The 25,127-nt window shown below is 72.6% G+C and carries 22 protein-coding genes and 1 tRNA gene; 20 read left to right on the forward strand and 3 right to left on the reverse strand.

Annotated elements, in window-relative coordinates; translation table 11 throughout:
* The first annotated feature begins 131 nt into the window (after positions 1–131).
* The 11 genes from N7925_RS19680 (at position 132) to N7925_RS19730 (ending at position 12,772) form a co-directional block, all read left to right on the forward strand.
* Positions 132–614 (forward strand): CarD family transcriptional regulator, encoded by a 483-nt coding sequence (locus N7925_RS19680; protein ID WP_003953493.1) that lies wholly within the window; start codon positions 132–134, stop codon positions 612–614.
* Between the two features lie 364 nt (positions 615–978).
* The gene (gene ispD / locus N7925_RS19685; protein ID WP_274344634.1) at positions 979–1,746 is read left to right on the forward strand and encodes a 2-C-methyl-D-erythritol 4-phosphate cytidylyltransferase; all 768 of its coding nucleotides are present in this window, start codon (positions 979–981) and stop codon (positions 1,744–1,746) included.
* On the forward strand, positions 1,736–2,311 hold the full coding sequence (gene ispF / locus N7925_RS19690; protein WP_274344635.1) for a 2-C-methyl-D-erythritol 2,4-cyclodiphosphate synthase: 576 nt from the start codon (positions 1,736–1,738) through the stop codon (positions 2,309–2,311). The genes ispD and ispF overlap by 11 nt, the downstream gene beginning before the upstream one ends.
* 117 nt (positions 2,312–2,428) lie before the next feature.
* A complete protein-coding gene (locus N7925_RS19695; RefSeq protein WP_416222992.1) occupies positions 2,429–3,073 on the forward strand; it encodes a GNAT family N-acetyltransferase in 645 nt (214 codons plus the stop codon).
* A gap of 31 nt (positions 3,074–3,104) precedes the next feature.
* Positions 3,105–4,643: an ABC transporter substrate-binding protein gene (locus N7925_RS19700; protein ID WP_274344636.1), complete on the forward strand. Its 1,539-nt coding sequence runs from the start codon at positions 3,105–3,107 to the stop codon at positions 4,641–4,643.
* Positions 4,644–4,647: 4 nt separating this feature from the next.
* Positions 4,648–6,369 (forward strand): ABC transporter permease subunit, encoded by a 1,722-nt coding sequence (locus N7925_RS19705; RefSeq protein WP_274344637.1) that lies wholly within the window; start codon positions 4,648–4,650, stop codon positions 6,367–6,369.
* Positions 6,366–7,745, forward strand: coding sequence for an MDR family MFS transporter (locus N7925_RS19710; RefSeq protein WP_274344638.1), 1,380 nt, complete (start codon positions 6,366–6,368; stop codon positions 7,743–7,745). The genes N7925_RS19705 and N7925_RS19710 overlap by 4 nt, the downstream gene beginning before the upstream one ends.
* A gap of 50 nt (positions 7,746–7,795) precedes the next feature.
* Positions 7,796–8,200 carry a PPOX class F420-dependent oxidoreductase gene (locus N7925_RS19715; protein WP_265600851.1) on the forward strand — a complete coding sequence of 135 codons (405 nt, stop codon included), beginning with the start codon at positions 7,796–7,798 and terminating at the stop codon, positions 8,198–8,200.
* 131 nt (positions 8,201–8,331) lie between these two features.
* Positions 8,332–9,732 (forward strand): cysteine--tRNA ligase, encoded by a 1,401-nt coding sequence (gene cysS / locus N7925_RS19720; protein WP_274344639.1) that lies wholly within the window; start codon positions 8,332–8,334, stop codon positions 9,730–9,732.
* A gap of 98 nt (positions 9,733–9,830) precedes the next feature.
* Positions 9,831–10,787: a 23S rRNA (guanosine(2251)-2'-O)-methyltransferase RlmB gene (rlmB, locus tag N7925_RS19725; protein ID WP_097867448.1), complete on the forward strand. Its 957-nt coding sequence runs from the start codon at positions 9,831–9,833 to the stop codon at positions 10,785–10,787.
* A gap of 326 nt (positions 10,788–11,113) precedes the next feature.
* On the forward strand, positions 11,114–12,772 hold the full coding sequence (locus N7925_RS19730; protein ID WP_274344640.1) for a DoxX family membrane protein: 1,659 nt from the start codon (positions 11,114–11,116) through the stop codon (positions 12,770–12,772).
* A gap of 182 nt (positions 12,773–12,954) precedes the next feature.
* Here the strand turns inward: N7925_RS19730 and N7925_RS19735 are convergent, their stop codons facing one another.
* From N7925_RS19735 to N7925_RS19745, 3 genes are all read right to left on the reverse strand, one after another.
* The gene (locus N7925_RS19735) at positions 12,955–13,671 is read right to left on the reverse strand and encodes a nucleotidyltransferase family protein (protein ID WP_265600854.1); all 717 of its coding nucleotides are present in this window, start codon (positions 13,669–13,671) and stop codon (positions 12,955–12,957) included.
* A gap of 64 nt (positions 13,672–13,735) precedes the next feature.
* A complete protein-coding gene (locus N7925_RS19740; protein WP_018959799.1) occupies positions 13,736–14,149 on the reverse strand; it encodes a hypothetical protein in 414 nt (137 codons plus the stop codon).
* Between the two features lie 238 nt (positions 14,150–14,387).
* Complete coding sequence (locus tag N7925_RS19745; RefSeq protein ID WP_265600856.1) at positions 14,388–15,524, reverse strand: ABC transporter ATP-binding protein; 1,137 nt, start codon at positions 15,522–15,524, stop codon at positions 14,388–14,390.
* Between the two features lie 178 nt (positions 15,525–15,702).
* Here N7925_RS19745 and N7925_RS19750 point away from each other — a divergent pair.
* The 9 genes from N7925_RS19750 (at position 15,703) to N7925_RS19790 (ending at position 25,055) form a co-directional block, all read left to right on the forward strand.
* Positions 15,703–15,776 (forward strand) — tRNA-Thr (locus tag N7925_RS19750).
* A gap of 141 nt (positions 15,777–15,917) precedes the next feature.
* A complete protein-coding gene (locus tag N7925_RS19755; RefSeq protein WP_274344641.1) occupies positions 15,918–16,943 on the forward strand; it encodes a MarR family transcriptional regulator in 1,026 nt (341 codons plus the stop codon).
* 338 nt (positions 16,944–17,281) lie between these two features.
* Positions 17,282–17,806, forward strand: a complete 525-nt coding sequence (locus N7925_RS19760) for a toxin-antitoxin system HicB family antitoxin (RefSeq protein WP_265600859.1) — start codon at positions 17,282–17,284, stop codon at positions 17,804–17,806.
* 135 nt (positions 17,807–17,941) lie between these two features.
* Positions 17,942–18,832, forward strand: a complete 891-nt coding sequence (locus N7925_RS19765; protein WP_265600860.1) for a DUF4097 family beta strand repeat-containing protein — start codon at positions 17,942–17,944, stop codon at positions 18,830–18,832.
* A 79-nt stretch (positions 18,833–18,911) separates the two neighbouring features.
* A complete protein-coding gene (locus N7925_RS19770; protein ID WP_274344642.1) occupies positions 18,912–19,919 on the forward strand; it encodes an ATP-binding cassette domain-containing protein in 1,008 nt (335 codons plus the stop codon).
* Positions 19,916–20,701 (forward strand): ABC transporter permease, encoded by a 786-nt coding sequence (locus N7925_RS19775; protein WP_274344643.1) that lies wholly within the window; start codon positions 19,916–19,918, stop codon positions 20,699–20,701. The genes N7925_RS19770 and N7925_RS19775 overlap by 4 nt, the downstream gene beginning before the upstream one ends.
* Positions 20,702–20,817: 116 nt before the next feature.
* Positions 20,818–22,143 carry a cytochrome P450 gene (locus N7925_RS19780; protein ID WP_274344644.1) on the forward strand — a complete coding sequence of 442 codons (1,326 nt, stop codon included), beginning with the start codon at positions 20,818–20,820 and terminating at the stop codon, positions 22,141–22,143.
* A gap of 311 nt (positions 22,144–22,454) precedes the next feature.
* Complete coding sequence (locus tag N7925_RS19785) at positions 22,455–23,369, forward strand: AurF N-oxygenase family protein (RefSeq protein WP_265600864.1); 915 nt, start codon at positions 22,455–22,457, stop codon at positions 23,367–23,369.
* 9 nt (positions 23,370–23,378) lie between these two features.
* Positions 23,379–25,055, forward strand: coding sequence for an FAD-dependent oxidoreductase (locus tag N7925_RS19790; protein WP_274344645.1), 1,677 nt, complete (start codon positions 23,379–23,381; stop codon positions 25,053–25,055).
* Positions 25,056–25,127 lie beyond the last annotated feature (72 nt).

Raw genomic sequence — 25,127 nt, forward strand, 5'->3', positions numbered from 1 at the left:
CCGGAAGCCTTCCGCAGCACGTTCGTGTTGCTGTTGTCAAGCCCCGAGATATGCCCTGACCTGCGAAAACGCCATTCAGGAGATGCGGTTCTCGTGTTACTCTGGATAGCCACGGAAGGGGTACCTGTCACATGACGTTCAAGGTTGGCGACACCGTGGTCTATCCCCATCACGGGGCCGCGCTGATCGAGGCTATCGAAACTCGCCAGATCAAAGGCGTGGACAAGACCTACTTGGTGCTCAAGGTCGCCCAGGGCGACTTGACGGTTCGTGTGCCGGCGGACAATGCGGAGTTCGTGGGCGTGCGCGACGTGGTCGGGCAGGACGGGCTGGACCGGGTCTTCGAGGTGCTGCGCGCACCGTATGCCGAAGAGCCGACGAACTGGTCCCGGCGCTACAAGGCAAATCTCGAAAAGCTCGCCTCCGGCGATGTCATCAAGGTCGCCGAAGTAGTGCGTGACCTGTGGCGTCGGGAGCGCGAGCGCGGTCTCTCCGCCGGAGAGAAGCGCATGCTCGCCAAGGCCCGCCAGATCCTGGTGAGCGAGCTCGCTCTCGCGGAGAACACGAACGAGGACAAGGCCGAGGCTCTGCTCGACGAGGTCCTCGCGTCCTGAAAACTGGATTACTCCGGCTCGTACGGCCGGAGCGCACCGGTTGTATGAATGTGCCGCGGTGCCCGCTGACCAGCCGTTTTCACGCTGTGTCGTCGGGCGCTGAGGCATGTTCGGACTCACCCGGTGCCCGACTGCCGGTAGCCCCGTGCCCGCGGTGTGATCCGCGTATGCGGCGGCCGTCGGTGAGGGACGGCCTCCGTGCTGCGTGAGCACCCGACGCGACCCGCGCTCGACCGGGTGTCACGGAAGGGGCCCGGTGCGAGCCCGGGGCGTCACGCCCGGCTCGCTGGGCCCCTACCCATGTCGGTCGTGGAAACAAACCTGCCGAACCTTCGGACCTTCTCGGACCTTCGGAGTGCAACCGATGTCATCGACGCCACCCCCGACCGACCGGCCGCGCCCTCCCCGTACCGCCGCGGTGATCCCCGCGGCCGGACGGGGCGTGCGGCTCGGACCGGGCGCGCCCAAGGCCCTTCGGGTGCTCGGCGGGACGCCCATGCTGATCCACGCCATTCGCGCCATGGCCGCGTCCCGGGCCGTCTCCCTCGTCGTGGTCGTCGCCCCACCGGACGGCGCGCCCGAGGTGAAGCACCTCCTCGACGAGCACGCGCTGCCCGAGCGCACCGACTATCTGGTGGTGCCGGGCGGTGAGACCCGCCAGGAGTCCGTCCGGCTGGGCCTCGACGCGCTGCCCGAGGACATCTCCGTCGTCCTGGTCCACGACGCCGCCCGCCCGCTGGTGCCGGTCGACACGGTCGACGCCGTCGCCTCGGCCGTACGGGACGGAGCGCCCGCCGTCGTTCCCGCGCTGCCCCTCGCCGACACCGTCAAGGAGGTCGAGCCCGCCGCGACGCCCGGGGAGCCGGAGCCGGTGCTCGCCACCCCCGTACGGGCCAGGCTCCGCGCGGTGCAGACGCCGCAGGGCTTCGACCGGGCCACGCTGGTCCGGGCCCACGCCGAGGTCGCGGTCGACGGCGAGGGCGCCACGGACGACGCGGGCATGGTGGAACGGCTCGGGGCGCCCGTGGTCGTCGTCCCCGGCCACGAGGAGGCGTTCAAGGTGACCCGGCCGCTCGATCTGGTGCTGGCCGAGGCGGTACTCGCCCGCAGGAGGGCCAACGATGGTTTCTGAGAACCCCGGCGCGGGAAGCCCCGGCGCGGAAAGCCCCGGGGTGGGAAGCCCCGGGGTGGGAAGCCCCGGGGTGGGAGCCCCCGCCCCCGTCATCCCGCTCGTCGGCATCGGCACCGACATCCACGCCTTCGAGGAGGGCCGCGAGCTGTGGTGCGCGGGCCTGAAGTGGGAGGGCGAGGGGCCCGGTCTGGCCGGTCACTCGGACGCCGACGTCGTCGCGCACGCCGCCTGCAACGCGCTCTTCTCCGCCGCCGGCCTCGGCGACCTCGGGCAGCACTTCGGCACCGGCCGCCCCGAGTGGTCCGGGGCCGCGGGCGTCACGCTGCTCACCGAGGCCGCCCGGATCGTCCGCGCCGGGGGCTTCGAGATCGGGAACGTCGCCGTCCAGGTCGTCGGCGCCCGCCCGAAGATCGGCAAGCGGCGCGAGGAGGCGCAGAAGGTGCTGTCCGACGCCGTGGGCGCCCCGGTCTCGCTCTCCGCCGCCACCTCCGACGGGCTCGGCTTCACCGGCCGCGGCGAGGGCATCGCCGGCATCGCGACCGCCCTGGTCTACCGCACCGCCTGACGCCCGGGCGGCACCCGGGCCCCCCTCCTCCTGCACATCACTTGCACGTACGCTGAAGATGCGAGCAATGTGCAGGAGGAGGCGGAAGTGGTACCGGTGACCAGCGCGACCACGGTGATGGCGAGGGCTGCGGCGACGGCGGGAGACCGGACCGACGACCCGACCGCCCACGACGGCCACCGGGACGCCGGATACGTCCTGCGCACCGCCACCGCCGAGGACCTCGGCGGAGCGCGGGCCGTGATGCTCGACACCGTCTACCGCGACCTGAAGTCCGGCTACGTACCCCGCTGGCACGCCGACATCATCGATCCCCAGGCCGCCTATCTGCGCCCGGAGCGCTGCACCCTGCTCGTCGTCGAGCACCGCGGCGGGATCGTCGCCACCGGGGCCGTGCGCGACCGGGGGCCGCAGGCGCCGCCCAATCCGCCGTGGGTCGCCGAGCGCTTCCCCTCCGGGACCACCGCGCAGCTCTGCCGGATCTATGTGCGCCCCGAGCACCGCAGGCACGGACTGGCCCGGCGACTGGTGCGCGAGCTGGCGCAGTTCGCCGCCCGGGCCGGGGGCTACGAGGCGCTGTACCTGCACACCGACCCCGCCGTGCCGGGCGCCGAGCCCTTCTGGCGTTCGCTGGCCCGCGAGGTGTGCGACGAGCGGACGCTGCCCGGGGGCGGGCAGGGGATCGTCCACTTCGAGCTGCCGATGCCCGGGGCCGTCCCCGTCGCCGCCGACGGCTCCCGCCGGACCGCACCCGCCCATTAGATGACAATCGTTTTCATATAAGGTCGTCGCCATGCCCACCTCCCGCCCCCGCCTTCCCCGCCGCCGCGTCGCGCTGCCCCTGGCCGCCGCCACGCTCCTCGTGCCCGTCGCCACCGCCTGCACCTCGTCCGCGGATTCCGGCGGCTCCGGCGGGGACCAGCGGCTGAAGGTGGCCATGGCCTTCCCACCCGCCCAGGCCATGTCCCCGTACGGCGACGACGCCGTCACCCTGAGCCGGCTCGCCGTCGTCGAAGGGCTCACCCGGCTCGACCGGAACGGGGAGGCCCAGCCCGCGCTCGCCGCCTCCTGGAAGCGCGACGGCGAGAGGGCCTGGGAGTTCACGGTCCGCGAGGACGCCGTCTTCCAGGACGGGACGAAGCTCGACGCCGCCGCCGTGGTCCGCTCGCTGACGGCCGCGCAGAAGGCGTCCCCCAAGCCCCGGGTGCTGTCCGACACCACACTCACCGCCACGGCAGCGGGCGCGGGCGCGGACACCGTACGGATCACCACGAAGGACGCCGACCCCCTGCTGCCCCAGCGGCTGGCCAACCCCTCCCTGAGCATCCTGTCCGCCGCCGCGTACGAGGACGGCTCCCAGGTGAACCCCGCCGGACACGCCACCGGACCCTTCACCCTCGCCGAGGTCAACGGCGCGATCAGCGCCACCCTGGAGCGCAACGACACCTACTGGGGCGGCAAGGCGAAGACCCCCGGCGTCGACGTGAAGTTCGTCGCCGACGGCACCGCCCGCGCCAACGCCCTGCGGACCAAGGACGTGGACGTCGCCGAGTACGTACCGATCTCCCAGGCCTCGCTGCTCGGCGACGGCCTCGTCCACGAGTTCCCCTCGGCCCGCACCAACGGCCTCTCCCTCAACACCGGACGCGGCGTCTTCGCCGACCCGTCGATGCGCGCCGCCGCCCGCGAGGCCATCGACCCCGAGGCGCTGGTCGACGGCGTCTACGAGGGGCGCGCCGACACCGCCCAGGGGCTGCTCGGCCCCGGCGTCCCGTGGGCCGCCGACCTGCGCACCGCCCCCACCGGCCGCGCGAAGGCCGCCGCCCCGGCCGAGGTGAGCAAGACGCCCGAGATCGTGCTGGCCACCTACACCAACCGGCCCGAGCTGCCCGAGGCCGCCACCGTCGTCCAGCAACAGCTCGAGAAGCGCGGCTTCACCGTCAAGCAGGTCGTCCGCGACTACGCGCAGCTGGAGGCCGACGCGCTCGCCGGGAAGTACGACGCGTTCATCCAGGCCCGCAACACCCTCCTGGACACCGCCGACCCGGTCTCCTACCTCGCCTCCGACTTCACCTGCGACGGCAGCTTCAACATCACCCAGCTCTGCGCGAACCCCGTCGACGCCGCCGTCGACAAGGCCGCCGCCCTCGCCGACACCGACGCCCGCCACCGGGCCGAGATGACCGCCGAGGCCGCGATCCTCGGCTCCGACGCCCTCGTCCCGCTCGTCCACGAACGGTTCGTGCAGGGCTACGACGACACCCGCGTCCAGGGCGTCGCCCTCGACCCGATGGAGCGCACCCTCATCACCGCCGACACCCGCATCGGGTGACCGCGTGAAGTACCTCGCCGGACGGCTCGGCGCGCTGCTCGCCGTCGTCGCGGTGATCGGACTGCTGCCCTGGCTGACCCGGACCGACCCGGCCCGCACGATCCTGCACGCCCGGTACGCCGACCGGGCCCCGACACCCGAGACCCTCGCCGCGATCCGCGCCGAGACCGGGCTCGACGGCGGCCCCTGGCACGTCCTGGGCGGCTGGCTCGGCGGACTGCTCCGGGGCGACCCGGGGGAGTCCTGGGTCTCCGGGCAGCCCGTCGGACCCGACGTGACCGCCGCCCTCGGCAACTCCCTCACCCTGATGGGCGCCTCGCTCGCCGTCGCCGTGCTCCTCGCCCTCGCGCTGAGCGCCGCCACCCTGCGGCGCGGGGCCGCGCGCCGGATCGTCCGCGTGCGCGCCGGAGCGGGCGCGGCGGTGCTCGCCGCGCTGCCGGAGTTCCTGCTCGCCGCCGTACTGGCCACCGTGTTCGCCGTGCACCTCGGGTGGGTCCCGGCGCTCGGCTGGGGCGCCCCCGACCAGATCGTGCTGCCCGCCCTCGCCATGGGCGTCCCCGCCGGGGCGCTGCTCGGCCGGCTGCTGGACGACGCCCTGCCCGGCGCGTTCGCCGAACCCTGGGCCCGCGCCGCCGCCGCGAACGGCCTGCCCGGCCGCACCGTCGCCCGGCACGCCCTGCGCCGTGCGCTGCCGGGCCTGCTGCCCCAGCTCGGCCTGGTCGCCGTCGGGCTGACCGGCGGGGCGGTCGCCGTCGAGACGCTGTACGCCATCCCCGGCCTCGGTCGTACGGCCCTGGCCGCCGCCCTCGCCCAGGACCTGCCCGTCCTCCAGGCGACCGTCCTGGTCCTGCTGCTCCTCGGAGTCGCCGCAGGACTGCTCTCCCGCCTCGCCGCCCGCGCGCTGCTCGGCCCCGCCCTCACCGACCGCGCGCTCCCCGCCCTCGCCCCGCCCCGGCTGCCCGGCCGCCGCGCGCTCGCCCTCGCCGCCCTCGTCCTCGGCGGCCTCCTGATCGCCGTCACCATCGCGGGCCTCCTGCGCGACCCCCTCCACGTCGACACGGCCGCCCGCCTCGCCGGCCCCTCCGCCGCGCACCCCTTCGGCACCGACAACCTCGGCCGCGACGTCCTCGCCCGCCTCGGCCACGGCGCGGCCCGCACCGCGCTGGCCGCCGTCGCGGTCGGAGCCGTCACCCTGATGCTCGGGCTGCTCCTCGGAGCCACCCGCGCCGGGGCGCTCACCGAGACCGCGAACGCGCTCCCCGCCGTCCTCGCCGTCCTCGTCGTCGCGGGCATCGCCGGGCCGGGCCCCTGGGGCGCCGCAGCGGCCGTGGCCGCCGTCGCCTGGGCCCCGCTCGCCGCCCACACCGCCGCCCTGTACGCCCAGGAGAAGGCGGCCCCGCACCTCGCCGCCGCAGCAGCCCTCGGCGCGGACCGGGCCCACCTGCTGCGCCGCCACCTCCTGCCCGGGGTCCTGCCCCCGGTGGTGCGCCACGCCCTGCTCCGCATCCCGGCCATCGCGCTCGCCCTCGCCTCCCTCGGCTTCCTCGGCCTCGGCACGCAGGCCCCGGCACCGGAGTGGGGCCGGATGCTGTCGGAGAACATGCCGTACGCCGAACGGGCCCCGTGGGCCGTCCTCGCCCCCGCCACCGCGCTCGCCGCCCTCGGCGCCCTGGCCGTCCTCACCTCGGCCGCGGTAAGCGGGCGCACCCCCACGGGCCTGAAGTGACCCGGCCCGCACCCGCGCACGCCGGCACGCCCGCCAAGGAGAAGCGCCGCCGACCCCGGCTCGCGAGCGCGCCCACCCCCTACCTCCGGCTCCTCACCGCCACCCAGTTCGCCTTCAACACCGGCTTCTACGCCGTCCTGCCCTACCTGGCCACCCACCTCGGCAGCGGCCTCGGCATGGCGGGCTGGCTCATCGGCCTCGTCCTCGGGCTGCGCACCTTCAGCCAGCAGGGCCTGTTCGTCGTCGGCGGCGCCCTCACCGACCGCTACGGCCCGCGCCCCGTCGTGCTGGCGGGCTGCGCCCTGCGCATCGCCGGATTCGGCTGGCTCGCGTTCGCCGGATCCACGGCCACCGTCATCGCTGCCGTCCTCCTCATCGGCTTCGCCGCCGCGCTGTTCTCCCCCGCCGTCGAGTCCGAGGCCGCCCGCGAGGCCGTCCGGCACGAACGGGACACCGGTGCCCCGCGCGCCCACGTCCTCGCCCTGTTCTCCGCCGCCGGACAGGCCGGGGCGTTCATCGGGCCGCTGCTCGGCTCCCTGCTCCTGCTGCTCGGCGGCGGCTTCCGGGCCGCCTGCCTCGCCGGGGCCGCCGTCTTCGTCGGCGTACTGGCCGGGCACGCCCGCCTGATGCCGCGCGCCGACCCCGTACGGGACCGGGCAGCCCACCCCGTACGGAACCGGGCAGCCGACCCCGTACGCGAACGAGAACAGGACGACGCACAGGCACCGGACGCCATCACCCGTACGGCCCAACCTGGCCGGTCGCCGTGGCGGGCGGTCTTCACCAACCGGGCGTTCCTGCTGCTCTGCCTCGCGTACAGCAGCTACCTCGTCGCCTACAACCAGCTCTACCTCTCGCTGCCCGTCGAGGTGGAGCGGGCCACCGGATCGGGGGCCGCGCTCGGCTGGCTCTTCGCGCTGTCCTCGCTGCTCGTCGTCGTCGCCCAGTTGCCGCTGACCCGCTGGTCCGCCCACCGGATCGCCCCGCGCACCGCGCTGGTCACCGGCCTCGTCATCGTCGCCGCCGGGTTCGCCGCCGTACCCCTCACGCCGGCGGGCCCCGGAGGTCTGCTGCCCGGCACGGCGCTCGTCGTCCTGCTGACCCTGGGCCAGATGCTGCTGGTCCCCGCCGCCCGGGGCCTGGTGCCCGACCTGGTCGAGGACCGGCAGCTCGGGCTGGCCACCGGGGCCCTGTCCTCCGTCTCCGGGATCGCCGTCCTCGCGGGAAGCGCGGCGACCGGCGCGCTGCTCGACGCGCCCGCGCCCGTGCGGTGGACTGTGCTCGCGGCGGTCCCGCTGGCCGGGGCGGCGCTGGCGTTCACTCTTCCGGCGGGCCGGGGCGGGAAGGAACGGGGAACGCGCGCGGTTGCCGGGTAGGAGCAGCACTGGACGAAGGACCGCCGCGCAGCACCCAGGAGGACGTACGCATGACCGCCGCACTCTCCGCCGAGCTCAAGAACCTGCTCGACAGCCCCGTGTTCGTCAACATCGCCACCATCCAGCCCGACGGCAGCCCCCAGGTCTCCCCGGTCTGGGTCAAGCGCGACGGCGACGACGTCCTGATCTCCACCACCCTCGGCCGCCGCAAGGAGAAGAACCTCCGCCGCGACCCGCGCGTCACCGTGGTCGTCCAGCCCTTCGACAACCCGTACACCTACGCCGAGATCCGCGGCGAGGCGACGCTGACGACGGACGGCGGGCAGGAACTGATCGACGAGCTGTCGGTGAAGTACACCGGCAAGCCGTACGCGGAGTTCAACCCGGACTCCGCCGACGACGACCCCCGCGTCGTCGTCCGCATCTCCCCGCGCAAGATCGTCGGCCGCCTGTAGGCCCCACGGAGGGTGTGAGAACGCTCTCCGGGCCCTTCCAAGGCCGTTTCGGGGCATCCCGGTACCAGAAAGTTGTCCCCGCGATCCCCAAGGGTCGCGGGGCACTGGTGCGGGCCTACTACCCTTGAGGCGTGACTATTCGCCTGCACGACACCAACGCCCGGCAGATCCGTGACTTCGTCCCGCTCACAGCGGGCTGCGTCTCGATCTACCTCTGTGGCGCCACTGTCCAGGCAGCACCGCACATCGGCCACATCCGCTCGGGCCTGAACTTCGACATCATGCGCCGCTGGTTCACGTACCGCGGCTACGACGTCACGTTCATCCGGAACGTCACCGACATCGACGACAAGATCATCGCGAAGTCCGCCGACCAGGGCCGCCCCTGGTGGTCGATCGGCTACGAGAACGAGCGCGCGTTCAACGACGGCTACGACGCGCTGGGCTGCCTGCCGCCCACCTACGAGCCCCGCGCCACCGGCCACGTTCCCGAGATGATCGAGATGATGCGCGGCCTCATCGAGAGCGGTCACGCCTACGAGGCCGACGGTAACGTCTACTTCGACGTGCGTTCCCTGCCCAGCTATCTGGAACTCTCCAACCAGGAGCTGGACGATCTGCGCCAGCCCTCCGGCGACGGCGAGACCGGCAAGCGCGACCAGCGCGACTTCGCCATGTGGAAGGCCACCAAGCCGGGCGAGCCCAGCTGGGAGACGCCCTGGGGCCGCGGCCGCCCCGGCTGGCACCTGGAGTGCTCCGCGATGGCCCACAAGTACCTGGGCTCCGCCTTCGACATCCACGGCGGCGGCATCGACCTGATCTTCCCCCACCACGAGAACGAGATCGCCCAGGCCAAGGCCTACGGCGACCAGTTCGCGAAGTACTGGGTGCACAACGGCTGGGTCACCCTGTCCGGCGAGAAGATGTCCAAGTCGCTCGGCAACTCCGTCCTCGTCAGCGAGATGGTCAAGCAGTGGCGCCCGATCGTCCTGCGCTACTACCTCGGCACCCCGCACTACCGGTCCATGATCGAGTACAGCGAGGAGGCCCTGCGCGAGGCCGAGTCCGCGTTCGCGCGGATCGAGGGCTTCGTCCAGCGCGTCACCGAGAAGGCCGGCGAGGTCGTCGCCCCCGCCGCCGAGGTGCCGCCCGCCTTCGCCGAGGCGATGGACGAGGACCTGGGCGTGCCGCAGGCGCTCGCGATCATCCACACCACCGTCCGCCAGGGCAACAGCGCACTGGCCGCCGACGACAAGGAAGCCGCCGCCGACCGCCTCGCCGAGGTCCGGGCCATGCTCGGCGTCCTCGGCCTGGACCCGCTCGACCCGCACTGGGCGGGCGAGAGCGACCGGAGCGAGGACCTGCACGGCGTCGTCGACACCCTCGTGCGCCTCGTCCTCGACCAGCGGCAGTCGGCCCGCGCCCGCAAGGACTGGGCCGCCGCCGACGCCATCCGCGACCAGCTCAACCAGTCCGGCCTCGTCATCGAGGACAGCCCCACCGGCCCCCGGTGGACGCTGGGACCGCGCTGAGCACCCGCTCCGAGCAGTGAGATTGTGCCGCCCGGCGATCCGGGCGGCACACTTTCCTTATACATACGTACGTCTGAAAGCAACGAAACAGGTAGATCATGGCCGGGAACAGCCAACGCAGGAACCGCCGCACGTCCAACAAGAAGGGCATGCAGGTCGGCAGCGGTGGCCAGCGACGCCGTGGTCTCGAAGGCAAGGGACCGACGCCGCCGGCCTCCGCCCGTAAGGGACACAAGAAGAACCGGATCGCCGGCGCCCAGGCCAAGCAGGCCGCCGCCCGCCGCCCCGCCCCCCGGCGCGGCGGCGTCAAGGGCACCTCGGAGATGGTCGTCGGCCGTAACCCGGTCTACGAGGCCCTGCGCGACGGCGTGCCCGCCGTCACCCTCTACGTCCAGCAGTACATCGACAACGACGAGCGCGTCCGCGACGCCCTCAAGCTCGCGAGCGAGCGCGGCAACATCAACCTGATGGAGGCCCCGCGCCCCGAGCTGGACCGGATGACGAACGGCCTGAACCACCAGGGCCTCGTCCTCCAGGTCCCGCCGTACGAGTACGCGCACCCGGAGGACCTCACCGCCGCCGCGTACGACAACAACGAGGACCCGCTGATCGTCGCCCTCGACGGGGTGACCGACCCGCGCAACCTCGGCGCCATCGTCCGCTCGGTCTCCGCGTTCGGCGGCCACGGCGTGGTCGTCCCCGAGCGCCGCGCGGCCGGCATGACCGCCGGTGCGTGGAAGTCCTCCGCCGGCACGGCGGCCCGCACGCCCGTCTCCCGGGTCACCAACCTCACCCGCGCGCTGGAGGGCTACCAGAAGGCGGGCCTCACGGTCGTCGGCCTGGCCGCCGACGGCGAGCACACGGTGGAGGACCTGGAGCAGCTGGCGGGCCCGGTCGTCATCGTCATCGGCAGCGAGGGCAAGGGGCTCGGCCGTCTCGTCGGCGAGACCTGCGACTACCGGGTGCGGATCTCGATGCCGGGCGGCGCGGAGTCGCTCAACGCCGGTGTCGCGGCGGGCATCGTGCTGTACGAGGTGGCGCGCCGCCGCGGATAGCCGCCCGGCGGGCCGCGGGCCGGCTCGGGCCGCGGGCCGACTCGGACCGCGGGCCCGCCGGTGCGCCACGGTGCGTTCGCGCGGCAGCGCGCGTGCGTGCGTGGCAACCGGCGTGCGTGCGTGGCAACCGGCGTGCGTGCGTGGCAACCGGCGTGCGTGCGTGGCAACGCGTGTACCGTGCGCGGCAACCGGCTCGCTCGCCCGGCGAGTTGACGCGCGAACGCCGAACACAGTTCCAGGTTGCCCGAGTTTGGCCTGATCTTGACGGGTCTCGGACACATTCGGTGCGGTCGAGGCAGTGTCCTAAACACACATCACTCGGTTAGATGAGTGTGGACACCAGAACGCCTCGGTTCGACGAGCAACCCGCCGCCCTGAGCATGACCAAGGTGGACAGCGACCCCGCGCAGGTCATCGTCAACCACGCCAGCTTCCGGGTGCAGCTCGCCCCGGGCCAGCGCGCACGGCTGCGCGGTGCCCCCGCGGAAACGGCCCGCATCCCTGCCATGAGCGGTGCCGGCGGAGGCCGCAGGCGGGCACCGGTCGTCTGGAGCGGCAAGTCCGCTCCCGGCGACCCCGGCGCGACAGGCCTCCTCCAGGCCGTGCGCAACTCCGCCGCGGGACACCTCGACGCCGGACTCGGCGGGGCGTCCGGGGGCGGACACGGGGCGGGCGCGACGCAGGTCATCCCGCTCCTGGAGGAGACGCAGCCCAACCCCGTACTGACCGCCCCCCACCAGCCGGGACACACCGGCCCGCTGCTGCCGCCCATGCGGCAGGCCGTCGGCGCGTACGACCCGGTCGAGGGGCCCGACGACCTCGGCAGGACCGGCACCCCCGGCGACGACGCCTACGACGAGGCCCACGAGGCCGACGAGGTGGCCGACGAGACCGCCGACTCCCGCGACCGGCGGGGCGCGGGCGACCCCGTCCGGCACGCCTACTACCCCGGCCACCGGATGAACCTGGGCGTCGTCCTGCTCCCCATGCGGGTGCTCCTCGGCTTCATCTCCATCTACGCCGGCATGGGCAAGCTGAGCGACCCCGTCTACTTCGACGGCGGCGAGCGCGGCTCGATGGTCAAGTGGCTGACCTCCCTGCACCCATGGGCGATGGCCGAACCGCTGCGCGACCTCGCGCTCTCCCACCCGGTCGGCGCCGGCCTGACCGTCGCCTTCCTCCAGGTCGTGGTCGGGGTGCTCACCGTCCTCGGCCTCTGGCAGCGGGTCGCCGCCGCGTTCGGCGCGCTGCTCTCCGCCGCGCTGCTGGTGACGGTGAGCTGGCGCTCGGTCGCCGTGTACGACGCCCCCGACATCATCCTGCTGGCAGCCTGGAGCCCGCTCATCATCGCGGGCGCGCCGGTCTACTCCGTGGACGGCCGACTGGCCGGAGAGGCCTGGCGCAAGCTCGGCCCGCGCTCGGAGATCTGGGACCTGCGCCGCCGGGTCCTGCGCCGGGGCACCGTCGTCGCGACGGTCGTCGTCGGCTGCACCCTGCTCATCGGCTCCATCCTCGGCGGCGCGGTCCGCTCCAGCGAGGTCGTCACCGTCCCCGGCCGCAACGACAACCCCACCAACCGCCTTCCCGGCATGCCGCTGCCCCAGGAGTCCACCGGCGAGCGCCAGGCCTCCCGTACGCCGGACCAGCGGCGCCAGCCGGAGCCCAGCCGCTCCGGCGCGGCCACCACCCCCGAGGGCGGCCGGGCCACACCGGGCGCGACGCGCGACTCCGGCGGCCAGAACACCGGTACGGACACCCAGCCCAGCCAGACCCAGGGCACCGACCAGGCACCCCCGCAGCAGTCCACCCCGCAGGAACCCCCGGCCGCCACCAGCGCCGGACCCACCTCCTCCGGCTCCACCGGCGACGCCTCGTCCGGCGGCGGCGGCGAACCGGCGCCCACCGGCGGCTCGACCTCCTCCGGCGGCGAGGGATCGACCTCGGGCGGCGGCGGCCGGAACCCGATCGGCGGCCTCCTCGGCTGACCCCGCACGACCCGCACGACCCGCACGACCGGTACGACCGGTACGACAGCAGTGAGGGGCGGCCCCCACCCGGACGGAACAACCGGGTGGGGGCCGCCCCTTCGTACGTACGCGAGGTCCGATCGTGGGAACGCGAGGCCCGATCGTGGGAACGCGAGGCCGAGGTGCGGAGCCGGCGGCTGTCAGCCGTCGCGGGAGCCGAGCTCGCGGGCCGCCTCCGTCAGGTCCTTCGCCGTGTCGATGGCCCGCCAGTAAGCCCCGTTCGGCAACGGATACCCGGCCAGCCGGCGCTCGCGGGCGAGACGCGGGAACGTGGTCCGCTCATGGTCGCCGCGGTCCGGCAACAGCTTTGTGAACGCGGGCGAGAACACGTACACCCCGGCGTTGATCAGATACGGGGACGGCGGCGACTCGATGAAGTCGGTGATGTGCCCGAACGCGTCCGTCTCCACGGCGCCCCACGGAATCCGGGGCCGGGCGAGGGCCAGGGTGGCGGTCGCGTCGCGCTCCGCGTGGAAGGCGGCCATCTCCCGCAGGGAGAAGCGGGTCCAGATGTCGCCGTTGGTGGCGTACCAGGGCTGCTCCGGATCGGGCAGCCGCCCGGCCGCGTACTTCAGGCCGCCGCCGCGACCCAGCGGCTCGGTCTCCACGACGGTGGTGACCCGGAGCGGCAGTACGGCGGCGTCCAGCCACTCCTGGAGCACCTCGGCGAGGTGCCCGCAGGAGACCACGGCGTCGGTGACTCCCTCGGCGGCCAGCCAGGACAGCTGATGGCCGATGATCGGAGTCCCGGTCCCGGGGATCTCGACCATCGGCTTGGGGCGGTCGTCGGTGTACGGCCGCAGCCGCGACCCCTGGCCACCGGCAAGGATCACGGCCTGCGTCGGATACGTATGCATGGCAGGCACGATATGCGGTGCCCGCCGACGGAAGGCGGCGCTCCAGGCGACCGCCTCCCGGGACTCAGCTGAACTGCGCGACGCCGGAGGCGAACGAGGTGTCACAGACGGGCCGGGAGAAACGGTGCGCCCGGGTCGGGCCGTACTGCTCGACGGCCGCCTTGCCGAGGGCCTTCGCGATCGACATGCAGTGGCGGGCGAGCGAGGGACGCTGCTCGACGGCGCGCTGGAGGCCGGTGAGCGCGGCGCCCGGGTCCTTCTCCGCCAGCTCCACGAGCAGCTTCTCGCGCAGGACGTCCTGCGGGGCGTGCGGCTTCGCGGGCTTGGACACGGTCTCCGACGAGGCGGCCAGCAGCTGGGAGTCGTTGTCCGACTCCGCCCACTGGACGCTGGTGACCGCGAGGGTCCCGGACAGAACCATGACGACGGGCAGGACGAGAGCGAGGGATCGGCCGATGCGGCGCGCGGTGTGGGTCACGCAGCGAGCGTAGCGGCCAGTGATGACTTGGAGACAATTCGTCACCCTTGCGGGGGATGGTTCGACGCGCCCTTTCGAATACGGGCTTGACGAACCAGGGGGAAATGCCCGTGAAATGCCCTGTCTGCCGGGGTATTTGCTGCCGCCCGGCACCGAAACGCAAACCCGCCGGGACCACGCAAACGGCCCCGCACCCCCTTGCGGGAAGTGCGGGGCCGGGCGTACGACGGGTGGGGCGTCAGTTGGTGAGACGCTCGCCGGTGGAGGTCGCGAAGACGTGCAGCTCGTCCGGGCGCGGGACGACGTGCAGCTCCGTGCCCTTCTCCGGGACAGCCCGGCCGCCGACGCGGACGACCAGGTCCTTGTGCTCACCGTCGAGCTGCGCGCCACCGTAGACGAAGCCGTCGGCGCCGAGCTCCTCGACGACGTTGACGGAGACGGCGAGACCGGCCGGCGCGTCCGAGGAGTCCTTGGTCAGCGACTTCGCGGCGGCGCCGCCGTGCTCGACGATGTCGAAGTGCTCGGGACGGATGCCGACCGTCACCGTGGTGTCGCCGCGGTCCGCGGCGGCGGAGAGCGCCTCACGGGAGACCGGGACGACGCTGTTGCCGAACTTCACGCCGCCGTCGGTGATCGGGACCTCGACGAGGTTCATCGCGGGGGAGCCGATGAAGCCGGCGACGAAGAGGTTCGCGGGGCGGTCGTACATGTTGCGCGGCGAGTCGACCTGCTGGAGCAGCCCGTCCTTCAGCACCGCGACCCGGTCGCCCATGGTGAGGGCCTCGACCTGGTCGTGGGTGACGTACACGGTGGTGATGCCGAGACGGCGCTGCAGCGAGGCGATCTGCGTACGGGTCGAGACACGGAGCTTCGCGTCGAGGTTCGACAGCGGCTCGTCCATGAGGAAGACCTGCGGCTCACGCACGATGGCCCGGCCCATCGCCACACGCTGACGCTGACCACCGGAGAGCGCCTTCGGCTTGCGGTCCAGGTAGTCGGTGAGGTCCAGCATCTTGGCGGCCTCTTCGACCTTCGCCCGGATCTCGGTCTTGTTGATACCGGCGATCTTCAGCGCGAAGCCCATGTTGTCCGCGACGGACATGTGCGGGTAGAGCGCGTAGTTCTGGAACACCATGGCGATGTCCCGGTCCTTCGGCGGCAGGTGCGTGACGTCACGGTCACCGATGCGGATCGCACCGCCGTTGACGTCCTCAAGACCCGCGAGCATGCGCAGGGAGGTCGACTTGCCACAACCGGAGGGACCGACGAGGACGAGGAACTCACCGTCCTCGATGTCGATCTCGAGCTGGTCCACGGCCGGCTTCGTGGAGCCGGGGTAGACGCGGGACGCCTTGTCGAACGTGACACTGGCCATGCTGAATCTTCTCCTCAACCGGCAGGAACGTGCCGGACGATCCGAGTAGGGAGTGGTCTGGTCCACAGACGCGAACCTGCCGTGACGCTACCTGGCGTTTCTCGATCTGTCAGTAGTCCGGAGCACACGGAAAGCGCGGACGGGCGGGGCGCGCGATTGGTTAGACTGCTCCCGGCGCGCCTCCTTAGCTCAGCTGGCCAGAGCAACGCACTTGTAATGCGTAGGTCGTCGGTTCGAATCCGACAGGGGGCTCGGTGGAAAGTCCAGGTCAGATCTCCTCTGACCTGGACTTCTTCCGTTTGCAGGCGGCGGGCATGCCCGTTTAGTCCTTGTTTATCGGACCTTTATCGCGTTTCCCCAGGCTCGCAAGGAGCCGAACCCCTGGGGGACCACATGCTCCGCATCCACTTCACCGACGTGGATCTGGCCAGGACGCGGCTCGCCCCAGCCCCCGACCCCCTCTTCGAGATCGCCGCGAGCATGCACCGGCTGCAGTCCAGTCGAGGCCGCTGGGCGCATGCCGGGTGGTATCGGACGGCGCGGCGGGATCTGCGGGAGAAGGGTCTGGAACGGGCCCTGCGGAGCGTGCTGCTGCCCCTGTATCCCAGGGCCGCGTACTTCCCGGACTTTCTCACGCCGTCCACCGGGGTGGACGGGCTGGAAGCGGGGCTTGAGACGCTCCTGGCCACTCCCGCGCGGCGGGTCGCGGAAGAGATCACCCTCTTCGACCGGCTCATCGGGGCGCCCGAATGGGCCGGGCGACTGGCCGAGCGCGGAGCGCGTCAGGAGTTCGTCGGGGTACTGCGCGCGTACTACGCCGTCGCCGTCGTGCCCCAGCAGGAGCGCATCCAGGCTCGCATCGAGGCCGAGCGGGCGGTGCGTGGGCGTGGTCTTCTGTGCGGTGGGGTGGAGGGGATGCTCGCCGGGCTCGGGCCCATGCTGCGGTGGCGTGCGCCCGTCCTGGAGGTCGCGTATCCCCGGCAGACGGAGGACCGGGACCTGCATCTGAACGGCCGTGGGCTCACTCTGGTCCCCTCGTACTTCAACTGGGGTGAGCCGGTCGCGTTCGCCGATCCGGGGCTGCCGCCCGTGCTCTGGTATTCGTTGCTGCACGAGCCTCCGGCCCGTCCTCTGCGGGAGGAGGACCCGGAGCGTTCGCTGGCCAATCTGCTCGGGCGGGCCCGGGCGCTCGCGCTGCGGGCGGTGGCCGGCGGTGCCACCACGGGGGAGATCGCCCGTGCCGCGGGCGTCTCGGCGTCCGCCGCCAGCAGGCATGCCACCGTGCTGCGCGACGCGGGGCTCATCACGACCGCCCGCAACGGCCCCGCCGTTCTGCACACCCTCACCCCCACCGGCGCGTCCGTCCTGCGTGCCGCCCGGGCCGGGGAGGGCGAGGAGACCGCGGAGGCGCCGCGCTGAGCGGGCGGGCGTGGTGTCGCCCGGGACGGACACCGTTCTTCGGGTGGCGCCCTCGGCCCGGGCTCGCCCGCGATCTCCGGCGCCGTCGCTCCGGCAGGACCGGGCCTGCCGACGGTTTTGAACCAGCTGTCCTCGTGGCACCAGGTGGTGCCAGATGACCCCGGTTGGCGCCAGGTGGTGCCAAGTGGTGTTTTCGTGGCGCCATCCTGAGTCGTCCTGGTCACCCCTGCGGTGTTGTATCGGAATCTCTAGTTGTGATGTTGCAGGTCAGGGGCTTCTTCAGCGGGAGTGAGCCACGATGGCTCGACGTGGTGCCACTCGTGTGCCATGGTGGGGTCATGGACCTCACCCCCTACGTCGACAATCTCCGGCGGGAACTCGCCGTCGCCGCGGATGCCAGCGGCGACGAAGCCCGCGCCCTGGCCGAGCGGCTCAGTGCTCCCCTGGAGTCCGCCGTCCGGCTGACCCTGCTCAACGTGCTCTCCGCGGCCATGGGCGACGTCACCCGGGAGCTGGCTCCCGGTTCGGTCGACGTACGGCTGCGCGGGCTCGATCCCGAGTTCGTGGTGACGCCGCCGCCGGTGCCTGAGCCGGTGCGGGAGGAGCGGGAGGCGGTCGTTGCTCCCGTGGTGGTGGCGCCTTCGGCCGGGGAGGCCGACGACGGCACCATGGTGCGGATCAACCTCCGTCTCCCCGCCCACCTCAAGGGCCGCGCCGAGAGCGCCGCCGCGGCGGAGGGGCTGTCGGTCAACGCCTGGCTCGTTCGGGCCGTGTCCGTGTCCCTCGACGGCGGGGGGCGCGCGAGCGCACCGGGTCGGGGCAAGGACTCGGGCGGTCGCGGCTTCACCGGCTGGGTCCGCTAGGCCCGCTGGGTCTTCTGGGTCCGCTGGGTCTCCTGGGCCGCCTGTTCGTAGTCGCGCCACTTCACCGGCGGATCGCCGATCCGGCCGACGTCACTGATCACTCATCACTCACCGAGCCAAGAGGACGGGACAGCCATGCCTTCTTTCGACACCCCCGAGCCGGTCTCCGCCGTCATCGAGCTGGACGCCGGCACCGCCCGCATCACCGCCGGCAAGCGCACCGACACGGTCGTCGAGGTGCTGCCGGGCAACGGATCCGACGAGGACGACGTACGCGCCGTGCAGCAGACCCAGGTCTCCTGCTCGGGCGGCCGTCTCACCGTCAGGACCCCCAAGAAGCGCTCCCTGTTCGGCAAGCCGGGCGCCGTCGTGGTGAGCATCGAACTGCCCGCGGGCTCCGATGTGCGCGGCACCTCCGCACTGGGCGGCTTCTTCGGAGAAGGGCCGCTCGGCGAGGTGCGGCTCAGGACCTCGCTCGGCGACCTCCAGGTGGAGGAGGCGGCCCACGCCGAGCTCAGGACCGACCACGGCGACATCCGGCTGGTCCGTTCCACCGGGGACGCCGAGGTCATCGGCTCGGGCCGGGTCGAGGTCGGCGCCGTCGCCGGGGCGGCGGTCGTCAAGAACGGCAACGGCGCGACCGTGATCGACGAGGTCGGCGGTGTGCTGAAGGTCAACGCGGCCAACGGCGACGTCTCCGTGGGTGTGGCGCACGGCGACGTCGTCGCCAAGTCCGCCAACGGGCGCATCGAGATCGGTGTCGCCCGAGCCGGGGTCGACGCGACCTCCTCCAACGGGCGCATCCGCGTCGGCGACGTGACTCGCGGCCGCATCGCCCTGCGTACCTCCGTCGGCGACCTCGAAGTGGGCATCCACGAGGGCACCGCCGCCTGGCTCGACCTGAACCCCAAGTTCGGCACCGTACGGAACTCGCTCGGCGCCGCCGCCGGGCCCGAGGACTCCGACGAGACCGTCGAAGTGCACGCCCGGAGCGGGGCCGGCGACATCGTCGTCCGCCGTGCCTGAGTCCGTCGTGACCGCTTCTCGTCCCGTCCACGCCCGACTCGCCGCTCGCGAGAGCGGAACCAGCATGAAGGGAACCAGCATGACTGTCACCCGGGCCTCCGCGCCGCTCGCCGATCAGGCCGCCGCTCAGGCGATCACCGCAACCGGACTGCGCAAGTCCTACGGCGACAAGGCCGTCCTGGACGGTATCGACCTGGCCGTCCCGGCCGGGACGGTCTTCGCGCTGCTCGGCCCCAACGGCGCCGGCAAGACCACCGTCGTCAAGATTCTCTCCACCCTCATCTCCCCCGGTGCCGGCTCCGGCGAGATCCGCGTCGGCGGGCACGACCTCGCCACCGACGCCCAGGCGATCCGCGCCACGATCGGCGTCACCGGCCAGTTCTCCGCCGTCGACGGGCTGATCACCGGTGAGGAGAACATGCTGCTGATGGCGGACCTCCATCACCTGCCCCGGCGTGAGGGGCGGCGGGTCGCCGCCGAACTCCTGGAGCGGTTCGACCTGGTGGAGGCGGCGAGGAAGCCCGCCGCGGGCTACTCCGGTGGCATGAAGCGCCGCCTCGACATCGCCATGACGCTGGTCGGCTCCCCGCGCATCATCTTCCTCGACGAACCGACCACCGGCCTCGACCCGCGTTCCCGCCACACCATGTGGGGAATCATCCGCGAGCTGGTCTCCGGCGGCGTCACCGTCTTCCTCACCACGCAGTATCTGGAGGAGGCCGACGAGCTGGCCGACCGCATCGCCGTCCTCAACGACGGGAGGATCGCCGCGGAGGGCAGTGCCGATGAGCTCAAGCGGATCGTCCCCGGCGGTCACGTGAAGCTCCGCTTCACCGGCCCGGACGCCTACCGGTCCGCCGCCTCCGCGCTGCGCGAAGTCACCCGCGACGACGAGACCCTGTCGCTCCAGATCCCCAGCGACGGCAGCCAGCGCGAACTGCGCTCCATCCTCGACTGGCTGGACTCGGCCGGCATCGAGGCCGACGAACTGACCGTGCACACGCCCGACCTCGACGACGTGTTCTTCGCCCTCACCGGCTCCGGCGTGTCCGCCCGGAACAACCAGCCGAAGGAGGCTGTCCGATGACTTCCCTCTCTCTCGCCGTACGCGACTCGAACACCATGCTGCGCCGCAATCTCCTGCACGCCCGGCGCTATCCCTCGCTCACCCTGAACCTGCTCCTCACGCCTGTCATGCTCCTGCTGCTTTTCGTCTATATCTTCGGCGACGTGATGAGCGCGGGCATCGGCGGCGGGGACCGCTCCGACTACATCGCCTACATCGTCCCGGGCATCCTGCTGCTGACCGTCGGCTCCACCGTGGTCGGGACCGCGGTGTCCGTCTCCACCGACATGTCCGAGGGCATCATCGCCCGCTTCCGGACGATGGCGGTCCACCGCGGCTCCGTGATCATCGGACACGTCGTCGGCAGTGTGCTGCAGAGCGTGCTGAGCGTCGTCCTGGTCGGCGCGGTCGCCGTGGCCATCGGCTTCCGCTCCACGGACGCCACGCTCGTGGAGTGGCTGGCCGCGTTCGGGCTGCTCGTGCTCTTCTCCGCCGCCCTCACCTGGGTCGCGGTCGGCATGGGCCTCATCAGCCCGAACGCCGAGGCGGCCAGCAACAACGCCCTGCCGATGGTGCTGCTCCCGATGCTGTCCAGCGCCTTCATCCCGGTGGAGACGATGCCGGGCTGGTTCCGGCCGATCGCCGAGTACCAGCCCTTCACCCCGGCCATCGAGACCTTGCGCGGCCTGCTGCTCGGCAGCGAGATCGGCCACAACGGCTGGCTGGCCGTCGGCTGGAGCCTCGGGCTCGTGGTGCTCGGCTACTTCTGGGCGACCTCGAAGTTCGGCCAGGACCCCCGGTGAGTTTCCTCCCCGGTGGCGTGGCCCCGATGGCCTCAGCTCCGGTGTCTCGATAGCTCGGGCACCTCGATCCGATGTCTCGATCCGATGTCTCGATCCGACGACCTGGGGAGAACCTGATGGTGTACGACCCGGCCACCGGCTCCGCGACCGCCGACGAGGCGCCCGGCCTGCCCGTCCTGCCCACCGACCGGCACACCGGCTGCCCCTTCGATCCGCCCGCCGCGCTCACCGCGCTGAGCGACCGGCCGGTCCGCCTCCTGCGCTACGCCGACGGGCACGTGGGCCGGCTGGTCACCGGGCACGCGGCGGCCCGCGCGGTGCTGGCTGATCCGCGCTTCAGCTCCCGCTACGAGCTCCTGCACCTGCCGATGGCGATGGAGGGCGCGCGGGGAAAGCTGCCGCAGGCGCCCGTCGGGGACATCATCGGCCTCGACGCCCCGGAGCACACCCGCTACCGCCGACTGCTCGCCGGCCGGTTCACCGTGCGGCGCATGCGCCAACTGGCGGGCCGTATCGAGCGGTTCACCGCCGACTGCCTGGACGCCATGGAGCAGGCCGGGCCCACGGCCGACCTGGTGGAGGCCTTCGCGCGGCCCGTGCCCACGCTGGTGATCTGCGAGCTGCTCGGCGTGCCCTACGCCGACCGGGGGCGCTTTCTGGGGCTGGTCGAGGTCATCTTCGACCAGGCGGCCGACGCCGGGGTCAGGGACGAGGCCTACGCGGGGCTGCTCCGTTACGTCGGTGAACTCGTCCTCGCCAAGCGGGCCGATCCCACCGATGACCTGCTCAGCGACCTCGCCGCACGCGGCTCCGCGTCCGGTTCCGCACCCGGCTCGGCATCCGGCTCCGCGTCCGGCCCCGCACCCGAACCCGGGTCCGGAGACCGCGTCGTCTCCGGCCTCACCGACGAGGAGCTGGCCGGGATCGGCGGGCTGCTCCTCGCCGCCGGGCTCGACACCACCGCGAACATGCTGGGCCTCGGTGCCTTCGCCCTGCTGGCCAACCCCGGTCAGCTGGACGCCCTGCGCGCCGACCCGGATCTCGCCGGGCCGGCCGCGGAGGAGCTGCTGCGCTACCTCAGCGTGGCCGACCCGCTGCTGCGGTCCGCGCTAGAGGACGTCGAGGTGGCGGGCGAACTGATCAGGGCGGGGGAGACGGTGACCGTCTCCGTGCAGGCCGCCAACCGTGACCCGCGCAGGTTCCCCGGGCCCGACCGGCTCGACATCCGTCGCCGGGCCACCGGGCATCTCTCCTTCGGTCACGGTCCCCACCAGTGCCTCGGTCAGCAGCTCGCGCGGGTTGAGATGACCGTCGCGCTCCCGGCGCTCCTCGCACGCTTTCCCTCCCTGCGCCTCGCGGTCCCGCCGGAGGAAGTGCCGCTGCGCGAACGCTCCAGCATCTACGGAGTGGTCTCCCTGCCGGTCGCCTGGGGGGAGGAATAGCGCCGAACTGCCCTCGGGGCAAGGAGATGTGGTGAGCGTCCGTACCGATTTCTACCGGGGGGTAGGCGACCCGGGATCCTTGTTATACCTTGCGTCTAACAAGGATCCCGGGTCGGCCGGTGTCCGGTCCGGCGCGGGCCGCCGCCCCCGGCCCCGGTGATCCCGTACAGCACACGGCACACAGCACGACCCGGCCCCGTACAGCGCGAGCCGATTCGTACAGCGCGAGTCGACTCCGTACGCGGAGGCCGGTCGACGTACGCACCTCACCACGATCGAGGATCACCGCACGCGACCCAAGGAGCCGCAGCATGGCCGGCAGCACCGTTCCGTCGAAGGTCCAGGAGAGCCCCGAGGGCGACGACGTCGCGCGACGGCTGCTCGACTCGGCCGCGCAGCTGGCGTACGACCCGGCCACCGAGGTGGACTGGGAGACGCCGCTGGACAAGGAGTTCCACGGCGCGAGCCCGGAGTGGTGCAGTCTCTACGGCACCGCGTACTGGGGCGAGTTGACCGAGGGGCAGCGCAAGGAGCTCACCCGGCAGGAGGCGGCCTCGGTCGCCAGCACCGGGATCTGGTTCGAGATGATCCTCCAGCAGATGGTGCTGCGCGACATCTACATGAAGAACCCGGCGGGCGCGGAGTTCCAGTGGGCGCTCACCGAGATAGCCGAGGAGTGCCGCCACTCGATCATGTTCGCGCGCGGTGCGCAGAAGCTCGGGGCCCCGCATTACCGGCCCCGCCGCGCGGTGATGGAGCTGGGCAGGGCCTTCAAGACGCTGGCGTTCGGCGAGGCGGCCTACGCGGCGATCCTGGTCGCCGAGGAAGTGCTCGACGTGATGCAGCGGGACTGGATGCGCGACGAGCGGGTCGTGCCGTTCGTCCGCACCATCAACAACATCCACGTGGTGGAGGAGTCCCGGCACATGAAGTTCGCCCGGGACGAGACCCTCAAGCGTCTGGCGGGCGCCGGGTGGGCGCGGCGGCAGCTCAACGCGTTCGTCGTCGCCGTCGCCTCGTACTTCATCGTGACCAGCATGGTGAACCCGGCGGTCTACCGGAAGGCCGGGCTGGACAAGCGGCGCGCGCTGGCCGCCGCCAAGGGCAACGAGCACCACAAGTCGATGATGCGGTCCAGCTGTTCGGGGCTGATGGACTTCCTGGCCTCCGCCCGCCTCCTCACCAAGCCCGCCCTCGCGTTCTACAAGCGCGCGAACCTGATCTGAGCCGGGGCCATGACCTACGCCATCACCCAGACCTGCTGCAACGACGCCACCTGTGTGGCCGTCTGCCCGGTCAACTGCATCCACCCGACGCCGGAGGAGCGCGCCTTCGGCAGTACGGAGATGCTCCACATCGACCCCCGGGCGTGCATCGACTGCGGGGCCTGCGCGGACGCCTGCCCGGTGGACGCGATCTTCCCGGTGGACTCGCTGTCCCCCGCGCAGCGGGAGTACGCCGACATCAACGCCGCCTATTACGAGGGTGGGGAGCCGGCCGCCGGGACGACGGAGGGGCCGAACTTCCACGTCTGGGGGGAGCCGGTCTTCGGGCGCAGCCTGCCGTCCGACTTCGGGCCGCTGCGGGTGGCCGTCGTCGGCACGGGGCCAGCCGGGATGTACGCGGCGCAGGACCTGCTGCTGCACACCGCCGCCGAGGTGACCCTGATCGACCGGCTGCCGGTGGCCGGCGGGCTCGTCCGGTACGGCGTGGCCCCCGACCACCCGGCGACGAAGAAGGTCGGCGACACCTTCTCCCGCTTCCACTCACACCCCCGGGTCCGGATGCACCTGGGCATCGAGGTGGGCCGGGACGTCACGGCGGAGGAGCTGGCCGCCCACCACGACGCGGTGATCTACGCGGTCGGCGCCTCCACGGACCGGCGGCTCGGCATCCCCGGCGAGGAAGGGCCCGGATGCCTGTCGGCGACCTCGTTCGTCGCCTGGTACAACGCCCACCCGGAGGCCGTCGCGCAGGGTGTCGACCTGTCGGCCGAGCGGATCGTCGTGGTGGGCAACGGCAACGTCGCTCTCGACGTCGCCCGGATCCTGGTCGCCGACCCGGAGGCGCTCGCGGGCACGGACATCGCCGCCCACGCGCTGGAGGCCCTGCGGGCGAGCCGGGTCCGCGAGGTGGTGGTGCTGGGGCGGCGGGGGCCCGATGACGCCGCGTACACCCGTTCCGAACTTCGCGCGCTGAAGCATCTGCCGGGCGTGGAGCTGGTGGTGGACGACCACGATGCGCGTACGGGGGCGGCGATCGACGCGGCCGGGGCGGGCGACCGGGCCGGGCTGCTGCGGGGGCTGGCCCGGGCGCGGACGGCCGCCGGGTCCCCCCGGCCCGGTCGCGGGGCGGACCGGCGCATCGTGCTCCGCTTCCACTCCGAGCCGGTGGAGGTCCTGGGTGACGCGGGCGCGCGTTCCGTGCGGGTCACCGACGGCGGCGGCGGCGGCGGGGGTGCGGTGGATCTGGCCGCCGGAATGCTGCTGCGGGCCATTGGGTACCGGGGGTTGCCGGTCCCCGGGCTGCCGTTCGACGAGGCCTCGGGCACCGTCCCGCACGAGGGTGGCCGGATCGCCGGGCTGCCCGGCGGCTATGTGGTCGGCTGGATCAAGCGGGGGCCCTCCGGCGGGATCGGCGCGAACCGCACCTGCGCGGCCGAGACGGTCGGCACGCTCCTGGCCGACGCGGTCGCCGGGTCCCTGCCTGCCCCGACGGGCGATGCCAAGGCGTTCCGGCGTCTGGCCCGACGGCGTAACCGCCGGGTCGTGGACGCCCGGGGCCTGGCCGCGATCGACCGTGCCGAACGGGACCGGGGGCGGCGCGACGGGCGCTCCCGGGTGAAGCTCGCCACCGTCGAGGAGCTGGTCGCGACGGCGAGAGCCGGGCGGCTGCTGAGACTGACCCGTTGACCTGTTGACCTGCTGGCCCGTTGGCCCGCTGACCCGTCGCCGCGACCTCGGTTCCGGGCCGCCGGACGAAGT

The sequence above is a fragment of the Streptomyces sp. CA-278952 genome (genome assembly GCF_028747205.1).
Classification (GTDB): Bacteria; Actinomycetota; Actinomycetes; order Streptomycetales; family Streptomycetaceae; genus Streptomyces.

Excerpts from the sequence above, each read along its gene's own strand:
- N7925_RS19680 (WP_003953493.1), top strand. The coding sequence starts at position 132 with ATGACGTTCAAGGTTGGCGACACCGTGGTCTATCCCCATCACGGGGCC.
- ispD (WP_274344634.1), top strand. The coding sequence starts at position 979 with ATGTCATCGACGCCACCCCCGACCGACCGGCCGCGCCCTCCCCGTACC.
- ispF (WP_274344635.1), top strand. The coding sequence starts at position 1,736 with ATGGTTTCTGAGAACCCCGGCGCGGGAAGCCCCGGCGCGGAAAGCCCC.
- N7925_RS19695 (WP_416222992.1), top strand. The coding sequence starts at position 2,429 with ATGGCGAGGGCTGCGGCGACGGCGGGAGACCGGACCGACGACCCGACC.
- N7925_RS19700 (WP_274344636.1), top strand. The coding sequence starts at position 3,105 with ATGCCCACCTCCCGCCCCCGCCTTCCCCGCCGCCGCGTCGCGCTGCCC.
- N7925_RS19715 (WP_265600851.1), top strand. The coding sequence starts at position 7,796 with ATGACCGCCGCACTCTCCGCCGAGCTCAAGAACCTGCTCGACAGCCCC.
- rlmB (WP_097867448.1), top strand. The coding sequence starts at position 9,831 with ATGGCCGGGAACAGCCAACGCAGGAACCGCCGCACGTCCAACAAGAAG.
- N7925_RS19730 (WP_274344640.1), top strand. The coding sequence starts at position 11,114 with ATGAGTGTGGACACCAGAACGCCTCGGTTCGACGAGCAACCCGCCGCC.
- N7925_RS19735 (WP_265600854.1), bottom strand. The coding sequence starts at position 13,671 with ATGCATACGTATCCGACGCAGGCCGTGATCCTTGCCGGTGGCCAGGGG.
- N7925_RS19745 (WP_265600856.1), bottom strand. The coding sequence starts at position 15,524 with ATGGCCAGTGTCACGTTCGACAAGGCGTCCCGCGTCTACCCCGGCTCC.
- N7925_RS19755 (WP_274344641.1), top strand. The coding sequence starts at position 15,918 with ATGCTCCGCATCCACTTCACCGACGTGGATCTGGCCAGGACGCGGCTC.
- N7925_RS19760 (WP_265600859.1), top strand. The coding sequence starts at position 17,282 with ATGGACCTCACCCCCTACGTCGACAATCTCCGGCGGGAACTCGCCGTC.
- N7925_RS19765 (WP_265600860.1), top strand. The coding sequence starts at position 17,942 with ATGCCTTCTTTCGACACCCCCGAGCCGGTCTCCGCCGTCATCGAGCTG.
- N7925_RS19770 (WP_274344642.1), top strand. The coding sequence starts at position 18,912 with ATGACTGTCACCCGGGCCTCCGCGCCGCTCGCCGATCAGGCCGCCGCT.
- N7925_RS19775 (WP_274344643.1), top strand. The coding sequence starts at position 19,916 with ATGACTTCCCTCTCTCTCGCCGTACGCGACTCGAACACCATGCTGCGC.
- N7925_RS19780 (WP_274344644.1), top strand. The coding sequence starts at position 20,818 with ATGGTGTACGACCCGGCCACCGGCTCCGCGACCGCCGACGAGGCGCCC.
- N7925_RS19785 (WP_265600864.1), top strand. The coding sequence starts at position 22,455 with ATGGCCGGCAGCACCGTTCCGTCGAAGGTCCAGGAGAGCCCCGAGGGC.
- N7925_RS19790 (WP_274344645.1), top strand. The coding sequence starts at position 23,379 with ATGACCTACGCCATCACCCAGACCTGCTGCAACGACGCCACCTGTGTG.